This is a genomic window from Paenibacillus vietnamensis, assembly GCF_020169515.1.
Classification (GTDB): domain Bacteria; phylum Bacillota; class Bacilli; order Paenibacillales; family Paenibacillaceae; genus Pristimantibacillus; species Pristimantibacillus vietnamensis.
Genome location: NZ_JAHMHW010000039.1, coordinates 1 through 1,405, shown reverse-complemented (window position 1 = coordinate 1,405; position 1,405 = coordinate 1). Strand labels below are relative to the sequence as shown.

2 protein-coding genes are annotated in these 1,405 nt (G+C 46.0%); both read left to right on the top strand.

Translation table 11 applies throughout. From position 1 onward, the window contains the following. Positions 1 to 73: 73 nt before the first annotated feature. Positions 74 to 400, top strand: a complete 327-nt coding sequence (locus KP806_RS27430) for a transposase (protein ID WP_224726932.1) — start codon at positions 74 to 76, stop codon at positions 398 to 400. Next, entirely contained in the window at positions 397 to 1,329 is a 933-nt protein-coding gene (locus tag KP806_RS27425; protein ID WP_224726933.1) for an IS3 family transposase, read from the top strand. The genes KP806_RS27430 and KP806_RS27425 overlap by 4 nt, the downstream gene beginning before the upstream one ends. The last annotated feature ends 76 nt before the right edge of the window (positions 1,330 to 1,405 follow it).

Here is a 1,405-nt window from a genome sequence, read left to right as displayed (position 1 = left end):
CTCCACAGCCCCCTAATTAAACTGGAGTCTTCCCCTACAATAAATTAGACTATTTATGAGGGGGAGATACGGTATGAGAAGGCGGAATAAAGCTTACGAAGAGATTCGACTTCAAGTCACGCGTGAAGCGTTATCAGGAATAAAGGTTGCTGTCCTTGCCCGCAAATATGGTGTGCATCCAGAAACGATTAGGAGTTGGATTAGAGATCACCGAGATGAGATCGAGGTCGGTGAGATTCCTCCGGCAGATGAGCAACTCCAAGAATTGAAAAGACTGCAGGAAGTCGAAGAGAAATACCAAACGGCGATGAAAATTTTAGGTGAAAAAGAGCTGGAAATTGAAATCCTGCGTGAACTTGTAAAAAAGAAGAACCCTGCTTATCCGAAAAATTCGAGATAGCCGACCAGTACATTAAGCAGGGAAATAGCGCGGCACTGGTCCTTCGAATTTTAGGGATAGCGGAGTCTAGTTATTATGCACGTAAAAAACGACTAAGCATGCCTGAAGAGCAGCCAAAGAAAGTACGTCGAGGCCGTCCATGTCCGGGGTATTCCTTTACGGCGGATGGACTGAAGGTAAGCGACGAACAGATCCAGGAGTGGCTGCTCGAGCTCGTTGAAGGCGAAGAAAGCGTGTATGGCTATAAGCTTCTTGCCCAATGTCTTTGGAACGAGCGTAAGCTAATTTTAGGTAAACATAAGGCTTATCGCTTGTGCAAGGAGCTCGGCATTCTTCAAAAGCAGCGTGAGAAGAAGCTCAAGCATCCACGAAGGCTCCCAAAGAACAGGCTTGTAACCGGCCCCAATCAATTATGGCAAATGGATATTAAGTATGGATACGTGGTAGGTGTTGACCGATTCTTTTTTCTACTCAGCATCATTGACGTATTTGATCGTGCGGTTGTTAGTTACTACAGAGGACCTGAGTGCAAAGCCAAGCATGCAGCACAAGCCTTAGGAGACGCGCTGAAGAGGCGTCTGAAGGGCAGTGAACCGAAACCCGCCATCCGGACGGACAATGGTCCACAATTCGTAAGCGAGCTATTCGGTGATATGTGCGAAAGCTTGAACATATTGCATGAAAGAATCCCTCCGAGAACGCCGAATATGAACGCGTACATTGAGTCCTTTCACAGCATAATCGAGAGGGACCTTTTTAGCAAAAAAGAGTATATGACGATGGTTGAGGCCTATGAAGACGTCGACTGGTATATGGATTTCTATAACAACCGCAGGATGCACGGTAGCTTAAAACGAATGTCCCCATTCCAGTTTTCTAGCTGGGTGATGGATTTAAAAGACCGTTCAAAGTTCCACTTAGCCTTGTAAAATAACCAAATAAAGCGTTAGACTGCGAAAACGTCAAATTGACGGTGGGAGACTCCAGAATTAAGGGGCCTAGCCG

What these genes read in the sequence shown, in the direction of transcription:
- KP806_RS27430 (WP_224726932.1), top strand. Translation starts at nt 74, where the DNA reads ATGAGAAGGCGGAATAAAGCTTACGAAGAGATTCGACTTCAAGTCACG.